This is a genomic window from Synechococcus sp. H70.1 (genome assembly GCF_047502705.1).
Taxonomy (GTDB): Bacteria; Cyanobacteriota; Cyanobacteriia; order Thermostichales; family Thermostichaceae; genus Thermostichus.
The window spans coordinates 1-7,285 of record NZ_JANSIV010000059.1 but is presented as its reverse complement, the minus strand read 5'-3'; the positions used below and the strand labels follow the sequence as shown (position 1 = coordinate 7,285).

7 protein-coding genes are annotated in these 7,285 nt (G+C 60.7%); 3 read left to right on the top strand and 4 right to left on the bottom strand.

Features of this window, described 5'->3' with window-relative positions; genetic code table 11:
• Nucleotides 1-27: 27 nt before the first annotated feature.
• Nucleotides 28-711 (bottom strand): tRNA (adenosine(37)-N6)-threonylcarbamoyltransferase complex ATPase subunit type 1 TsaE, encoded by a 684-nt coding sequence (gene tsaE, locus NW827_RS04495; protein ID WP_414404448.1) that lies wholly within the window; start codon nucleotides 709-711, stop codon nucleotides 28-30.
• Nucleotides 686-1,561, bottom strand: coding sequence for a prolipoprotein diacylglyceryl transferase (gene lgt, locus NW827_RS04490; RefSeq protein ID WP_414404449.1), 876 nt, complete (start codon nucleotides 1,559-1,561; stop codon nucleotides 686-688). The genes tsaE and lgt overlap by 26 nt, the downstream gene beginning before the upstream one ends.
• A gap of 173 nt (nucleotides 1,562-1,734) precedes the next feature.
• Between lgt and recA the strand changes: the two genes are divergently transcribed.
• Entirely contained in the window at nucleotides 1,735-2,865 is a 1,131-nt protein-coding gene (gene recA / locus NW827_RS04485) for a recombinase RecA (RefSeq protein ID WP_414362670.1), read from the top strand.
• Here the strand turns inward: recA and NW827_RS04480 are convergent.
• A complete protein-coding gene (locus tag NW827_RS04480) occupies nucleotides 2,862-3,671 on the bottom strand; it encodes a TrmH family RNA methyltransferase (protein ID WP_414404450.1) in 810 nt (269 codons plus the stop codon). The two genes, recA and NW827_RS04480, sit on opposite strands and share 4 nt — an antisense overlap.
• 20 nt (nucleotides 3,672-3,691) lie before the next feature.
• The gene (locus NW827_RS04475) at nucleotides 3,692-5,038 is read right to left on the bottom strand and encodes a 16S rRNA (cytosine(967)-C(5))-methyltransferase (protein ID WP_414503379.1); all 1,347 of its coding nucleotides are present in this window, start codon (nucleotides 5,036-5,038) and stop codon (nucleotides 3,692-3,694) included.
• 61 nt (nucleotides 5,039-5,099) lie between these two features.
• On the opposite strand from NW827_RS04475, the gene hisA reads away from it, so the two are divergent.
• Nucleotides 5,100-5,885, top strand: coding sequence for a 1-(5-phosphoribosyl)-5-[(5-phosphoribosylamino)methylideneamino]imidazole-4-carboxamide isomerase (gene hisA, locus NW827_RS04470; protein ID WP_414362667.1), 786 nt, complete (start codon nucleotides 5,100-5,102; stop codon nucleotides 5,883-5,885).
• An 88-nt stretch (nucleotides 5,886-5,973) separates the two neighbouring features.
• Nucleotides 5,974-7,164, top strand: coding sequence for a M20 metallopeptidase family protein (locus tag NW827_RS04465; RefSeq protein WP_414503378.1), 1,191 nt, complete (start codon nucleotides 5,974-5,976; stop codon nucleotides 7,162-7,164).
• Nucleotides 7,165-7,285: the final 121 nt, after the last annotated feature.

The following is a 7,285-nucleotide window of genomic DNA, read 5'->3' as shown; positions in this document are numbered from 1 at the left end:
TACCCTATCCCACACCACCCCTCAACGTCAAGTACCCCAAAGCGGGTTTTTTAGAATTTCCGATTGCTCACTGTAGGTAACTGCCTCTCTGCCTTCGGTGTCTTGTCGAGGGAGCTGAGAAAGCACCTGCTGCCAAAGCTGGGCCGTCTCGAACCCCTTGCCCTTGACGTATAGCAAGCGGGATCCCTCCGACTGCGGATGGGACTCTAGCTGTAGCCAAAGATACGTTGGAGGCAAGTAGGGAAGGTAATCAGGCCACTCGATGGCAGTGATCCCAACCTGGCCCCAAAGCTCTTCCAGCCCCAGCTCCTCCAAAGCCGAAAGCTCTACCTCACTGGCACAGGCAGTAGAGGCAGGCCCCAGGCGGTAGAGATCGCAATGGAAGAGAGGGATCCGTCCCGTGCGGTATTCCTGCACCAGCACAAAGGTGGGGCTATCGATAGGTTCAGGGATCCCCAATCCCTGCCCCAGTCCCTGCACAAAGGTAGTCTTGCCGCTGCCTAGACTGCCCCCAAGAAGAATAACAAGCCCGGCGGTGGAGTCGGCCCTAACCGCCCGAGGGGAAGCAGGCCACTGGCCTGGGGAGGTGAGAAGGCGAGTGGCAGTTTGCCCCAGAAGAGCTGCTAGCGATTGGGTGGCAGCAGCAGACGGCAGGACTAGAGGAAAGGCTTCCTGCCAAAGCCCTTCATTTGTGATCGATAGATCCGCCATTTGGGATCTCCTTCTCAAGGAGCTTAGGAGCGGGGATTGCTAGTGAGGGGTTAGCTGAGGAGGCCCTCCCATCCCCTTGTACAGGAGTGCGTCTTTGAGCTGTCCCTATCAAAGCCAAGCCAACCCCGACAAGGACTAAGCTGACTGCCTGAGCTACCCGCAGGGATCCCAGCATGAGGCTGTCGGTGCGTAGCCCCTCGATCCAGAAACGTCCAAGGCTGTACCCCAGCAGGTAGAGACCTAGGAGGCTACCAGGCGGAGGCTGACGCCGATAGCTCAAAAAGAGCAGGATCCCAAAGAGGCTGAAGTTCCAGAGGGATTCGTACAAAAAGGTGGGATGTACTCGAGAGCCGTCAGGAAGCTGCAGTTGCACCCACAAAGGACTGTCTGGAGGCAACACCTCTCCGTAGGCCTCGTTGTTGAAGAAGTTGCCCCACCGTCCAATCCCCTGACCAAGACTGAGAGAAGGAACGATGCAATCGGCCAGCAGCCAGAAGTTCAGCCGATGCCGGTGGGCAAAGAGGTAGAGGGCTATACTGCCGCCTAGCAAAGCGCCGTGGATGGCCATGCCTCCCCGCCAAAGGGCTAAAACTTTCCACCAAGGGCCATCTCGATATCGCTCCCACTCAAAGACCACATAGTACAAGCGAGCAAAGGGCAGGGATCCCGCGACCAGCCACAGCAGCAGGTGGGGCATGACCTCCGGGGAAAGGCCACGCCGCGCTGCCAGGTGACGAGCTAGAAAAAGGCCCAAGACGGTTGCCAGGCCGATTAGTAGGCCATACCAGCGCAGGCTAAAGGGTCCCCAGCTAAACACAAGGGGGCCGGGGGAGCGTAAGACCAAAGTCATGAACACAGCTGCCTTCTTGACGCAGATCCTTGTTAGCCCACTCTACCCCCAGCCCCTCTCCCAAAGGGTGAGGGGAGCTTAGCTGACTTGTTTTGGTCTGGTCTCCCAGCAGCCTGCCGAGCTAGAATGCAGGCTCAACTTCTCACCGCAACTGCTGGGGGAGGGTGCTGGCCATGGCCCGCAAAGCTGCCGGCGCAAGCAATGGTGATGACTTGGACAGGCTGAAGGCAGAGAAACGCAAAGCTCTAGAGCAGGTGCTGGGCCAGATTGAACGCCATTTTGGCAAAGGGGCAATCATGCGCCTGGGGGATGCCACCCAGATGCGGGTGGAGACTGTCCCCAGTGGTGCCCTTACCCTTGATTTGGCTTTGGGCGGCGGCTACCCCAAGGGGCGCATCATCGAAATCTTTGGGCCGGAGTCGTCGGGAAAAACCTCTCTTGCCTTACACGCGATTGCCGAGGTGCAAAAACAAGGGGGAACCGCTGCTTTTGTGGATGCGGAACATGCTCTGGATCCAGCCTACGCGGCAGCCTTGGGGGTCGATATCCAGGATCTGCTGATTTCCCAGCCGGATACAGGGGAGGCCGCCCTGGAAATTGTCGACCAACTGGTGCGCTCTGCGGCGGTGGATATCGTTGTGGTGGATTCGGTAGCGGCGCTGGTTCCTCGAGCTGAGCTAGAGGGAGACATGGGAGATGCTCATCTGGGGCTGCAAGCCCGACTGATGAGCCAAGCGCTGCGCAAGATTGCAGGCAGCGTCAGCAAGACGGGCTCAATTGTTCTCTTCCTCAACCAGTTGCGTTCCAAAATTAGCGGCGTTGGCTATGGGCCGCAGGAAACCACCACAGGGGGCAACGCCCTCAAGTTCTATGCCTCGGTGCGGCTGGATATTCGCCGCGTACAAACTCTGAAAAAAGGGTCAGAAGAATACGGGATCCGAGCGCGGGTCAAGGTGGTGAAAAACAAGGTTGCCCCACCTTTTCGGCGGGCGGAATTTGACATCATTTTTGGCCAGGGGATCTCCAATATCGGCTGCATTATCGATCTGGCCGAGGAGATGGGCATTCTCAAACGGCGCGGCTCTTGGTACAGCTACAAGGAGGAAAATGTTGCTCAAGGGCGAGACAATCTGGTTGTTTACTTAAAGGAAAACTCGGAGCTGCTAGCGGAAGTGGAAGCGGCTGTGCGAGAAAAGCTTTCGGCGGGGGTGACAGTTTCTGCCAGCCGCCCAGCAGGGGTAGAGGAGGGAGAGCAGGAAGAAGAAGCGGTCTTTGCCGAGGAGGAGTTCTGGGGGAGCGGCTAGCTGCTGTTTCCTTGGGATCGCCGCTGGCGCAGGGCCTCGTAAAGGAGTAACCCGCCCGCCATGGCCACGTTGAGGGATTCGACGCCCTCGGCCATGGGGATTCGCACCTGGGCATCGGCTTGGTGGAGAGTTGTTTCCCTTAGACCGGCTCCTTCGTTGCCCAGGAGAAAAAGGGTGGGGCGAGTGAGATCTTGATCCCAGTAACAAGTGGCAGTGGGGGAGAGGGTAGCCGCCAAGATTTGGATCCCCTGGCGGCGACAGGCCTGGAGCCAGGCGGTCAAGTCGGGCAGAACCTGGGGCGGGCAGCGAAACCACTGGCCGGCAGAAGCCCGCAGGACTTTGGGGTTTTCGGGATCAACACTGCCTGCACTTAACCAGAGGCCATCGGCTCCTGCGGCAGCTACAACGCGGATCAGGGATCCCAAGTTGCCTGGATCTTGCAGGGTTTCTACCACAAGGCCCAAGCGTACTTCCGACAAGGGGGGAGGAAGGCTCGGCCGCCTGATGGCCACAGCCACGACTCCTTGGGGAGACTCAGTGGTAGAGAGCGTCGCTAGGACCGCTGGGCTGACTGCCTGCCGCCGTAGGTGACTGGGCAGGTTAGCTAGCAATTGAGGGTGACGCTCAGCCCACTCGGGCGTGTAGCAGAGAGCCTGCAGGGGCCAGCCGACCCGTAGGGCCTCTTCGAGGAGGTGGGATCCCTCCACCAAAAAGGCGCCCTGTTCCCGCCGGCCTTTGCTGCAATGCAGCTGCCGCAACTTGCGGATCCAGGGGTTCTTGGGGCTGGTGAGTAGCTCAGCAGCCATGGGGAGAGGGCAGGGAGGACCTAATCGCGCCGGCGCAGCCGCTGGATAAAAAACCCATCCCGATCTTGCCGATGGGGCCAGATGAGCAAGGGATCCCCTTCTGGCGCCCAACTGGGGTGGGTCTTGAGAAAAGACTGGATAACTTCCTCGTTTTCAGCAGGGTGCAGGGTGCAGGTGGCATACACCAACAGCCCACCCGGCTTTAGCCAACGGGCTGCTACTTGCAGAAGCCGAGCCTGCAGGTGGGCCAACTCTGGGATCTGCTCTGGGGTTTGGCGCCAGCGGGCGTCGGCATGGCGGTGCAGGGTGCCCAGACCCGAGCAGGGGGCATCTAGCAGCACTCGGTCAGCGCTTTGCCAGGGGGGCAGGGGAGCAGGAGGCTCGGTGGCAGTGCTCAAGGCCAATAGGTCGATGGCCAGGGGACGGATCGAGCTCAAGCCCAAGCGCTGGACATTTTCCCTCAGACGGCGCAGGCGGTGGGGGTGGCGATCCAAAGCCCAAATCTCGCCGCGATCCTGCATCTGCTCGGCCATGTGGGTGGTCTTGCCGCCGGGGGCGGCACAGCAGTCGATCACCCGTTCCCCTGGCTGGGGATCCAGCCAATGCACCACCTGCTGGGCGCTGGCATCCTGAACGCTCCACCAGCCCTGGGCAAAGCCGGGCAGGGCCCTGATATCGCCGGCAGGCCGCCCTAGCCGTAGGGCGCCCGGCACATCGGGGATGGGAGCAGCTGGGATCCCCACCTCTGCAAAGGCTTGGATAACCCTGTCGATCCCTACCCGCAGGGGATTCACCCGCAGATCCAGGTGGGGGGCTCGGTTGAACCAGGCGCACAACTGCTCGGTCTCTGCCGGCCCTAGGCGCTCCCACCACAGGCGCACCAGCCAGTCGGGAAAACTGTGCCGGATCCCCAAAGCCTGAATTGGGTCGGCTGGCAGAGTGCCCTGTAAGGGCTTGAGGGGATCCCTTTCCGGCTGCTCCAGGACTTGCCGCTGGTAGGCGCGCAAGATGGCGTTCACGACCCCCGCTAGGGATCCCAAACCCACTTGGCGGGCCAGTTCCACACTGGTGTGGATGGCGGCCCTGGGCGGAACGTGATCCAAAAAGGCCAGTTGGTAGAGGCCAAGGTGGAGAATGAGCCGCAAGTCCGGAGGCTGCTTATGAGCAGGGTGGCGGGCGAAGCAGTCCAGCAGGGCATCGAGGGTGCGGCGGCGGCGGGTAACCCCGTACACCAGTTCGCTGACCAGGTGGCAGTCGGCAGGGATCAGGTGGCTGCGGGCCAACAGGTGCTCTAGCACCACGTCAGCGTAGGCATTGTGTCGCTCAATCTTCTGTAGAGCCAGCAGAGCCAGCTGACGCGCGTTCATAGTCGCCCCAATTTCTCCCCCTCCTGGGCGATACTGGTGAAGCTCCCTAGGGGATCTCATCATGCCTTACCGCCATGCCTTTTTAGAGGTAATCCCCGCCATCGACCTCCTGCAGGGCCACGCTGTGCGCCTCTACCAGGGAGACTATGCCCAGGCGGAGCAGGTGGCTGACGACCCTATCCAACAGGCCGAGGCCTGGGCAGCTCAGGGGGCTCCCCGCCTGCATGTGGTGGATTTGGACGGGGCCAGAAGTGGGGATCCGGTCAACCTACCCATCATAGAGCGCATCGTCCGCCAGGTCGCCATCCCAGTCCAGGTGGGGGGTGGGATCCGATCCCTGCAACGGGCGCGGCAGTTGCTGGAGTTGGGGGTGGATCGGATAATTGTCAGCACTGTAGCTGTAGAGGATCCCAACACCTTAGAGGCGATGACGCAGGCCTTGCCTGGCCGGATTTGGGTGGGGATCGACGCCCGCCAAGGGCAAGTGGCCACCCGCGGCTGGCTGAACACCACCCCCCTGCAAGCCACCGAGCTAGTGCAACGGTTAGAAGCGCAAGGGGTTGCAGGGATCATCTACACCGACATCAGCCGGGATGGCACCTTAGCCGGCCCCAACCTGGAGCAGTTGCGGCAGGTCCTGGCTGTTTCCCGCCTGCCTGTCATCGCTTCCGGTGGGATTGGCTCGCTTACCGATTTGCTTGCCCTGCTTAGCCTCTCCGGGCTGGCGGGAGTTATTTTGGGCAAAGCCCTTTACTCAGGAGCCATCTCCCTGCCGGAGGCGTTGCGCGCCGTCGGGCCAGGCCGCTGGCAAGATCTGCCGCCAGCAAAGGGATCCCTATGGGCCTAGATAGCGAGTGAAAGCCCTCCCGCTAGGCAGCTCCCTGCAGCCAACAGAGGGCACTGCCATAATGTTGTCCATTCTGTTCGAACTTACCATGTCCTTTCCTGCTCTTCGTCCTGCTGTTCAAGCCCTCCAGCGGGAACTGGTGACCTGGCGGCGCCACCTGCATCAATACCCAGAGCTGGGCTTCCAGGAAAAGCAAACCGCTGCCTACATTAGCCAGCGCTTAAAAAGTTGGGGGATCCCGCACCAGACCGGCATTGCCCGCACCGGCATCGTAGCCACTATTACAGGCGAAGAGCCAGGGCCGGTCTTGGCGCTGCGGGCCGACATGGATGCTCTGCCCATCCATGAAGCCAATGAGGTGGAATACCGTTCCACTGTCCCTAACGTTATGCACGCCTGTGGTCATGACGGCCATATGGCTATTGCCCTAGGCACGGCCAAGCTGCTGCAGCAGCGCCGCCACCGCCTCAGAGGTACTGTCAAGGTCATCTTTCAGCCCGCCGAAGAGGGTCCCGGTGGTGCCAAGCCAATGGTAGAAGCAGGGGTGCTGAAGAACCCGGAGGTGGAAGCTCTCCTGGCTCTCCACCTGTGGAATAACCGTCCGCTGGGCACCATTGGCGTCAAAAGCGGCCCCTTAATGGCCTTTGCCGATCGCTTTCAAATCGAGGTCATTGGGCGAGGTGGCCATGCCGCCCTTCCCCAGCAGACAGTGGACACCATTGTGGTCGGATCCCACATTGTGAGCGCTTTGCAGACCATCGTCTCCCGCAACGTGGATCCGCTGCAGCCGGCGGTGGTGACGGTGGGCCGCTTCCGCGCTGGCGACACTTTCAACGTCATCGCTCCCAGGGCAGAGATTTGGGGCACCGTGCGCAGCTTTCAGGCGGAAGTGCGGGATTTAATGGCAAGGCGTATTGAAGAAATCGTGGCCGGTATTTGCCAAGCCTACGGGGCCACCTACGAGTTCCAGTACGAGCGGGGCTATCCGGCGGTTCACAATGACCCTGCCATGGCAGCCCTGGTAGAACAAGCCGCCCGCCAAGTGTTTGGTTCAGAAGCCGCGATCGTTCCTGAGATGACCCTGGGCGGGGAAGATGTCTCGTTTTTCCTCAACGAGGTGCCCGGCTGCTACTTTTTCCTGGGATCCGCCAACCCTGCCAAGGGGCTGGACTATCCCCATCACCATCCCCGCTTTGACTTTGATGAAGCCGCCCTCAGCATCGGCGTGGAGCTGTTTCTGCGCTGCATTGAAAACTACACTGGCAAGACTTTGGAATGAACTACCCCACCGCGCAGGCGGGTGGGGTTTCCCCATCCGCTTTACGGCGAGATTTTTGTCTCTTCCTCTGCCCCAGTTGCTTCATAGATCCCGTGTACCGGGTCTGTGAAGTAGAGCTGAA

What these genes read in the sequence shown, in the direction of transcription:
- tsaE (WP_414404448.1), bottom strand. Translation starts at nt 711, where the DNA reads ATGGCGGATCTATCGATCACAAATGAAGGGCTTTGGCAGGAAGCCTTT.
- lgt (WP_414404449.1), bottom strand. Translation starts at nt 1,561, where the DNA reads ATGACTTTGGTCTTACGCTCCCCCGGCCCCCTTGTGTTTAGCTGGGGA.
- recA (WP_414362670.1), top strand. Translation starts at nt 1,735, where the DNA reads ATGGCCCGCAAAGCTGCCGGCGCAAGCAATGGTGATGACTTGGACAGG.
- NW827_RS04480 (WP_414404450.1), bottom strand. Translation starts at nt 3,671, where the DNA reads ATGGCTGCTGAGCTACTCACCAGCCCCAAGAACCCCTGGATCCGCAAG.
- NW827_RS04475 (WP_414503379.1), bottom strand. Translation starts at nt 5,038, where the DNA reads ATGAACGCGCGTCAGCTGGCTCTGCTGGCTCTACAGAAGATTGAGCGA.
- hisA (WP_414362667.1), top strand. Translation starts at nt 5,100, where the DNA reads ATGCCTTACCGCCATGCCTTTTTAGAGGTAATCCCCGCCATCGACCTC.
- NW827_RS04465 (WP_414503378.1), top strand. Translation starts at nt 5,974, where the DNA reads ATGTCCTTTCCTGCTCTTCGTCCTGCTGTTCAAGCCCTCCAGCGGGAA.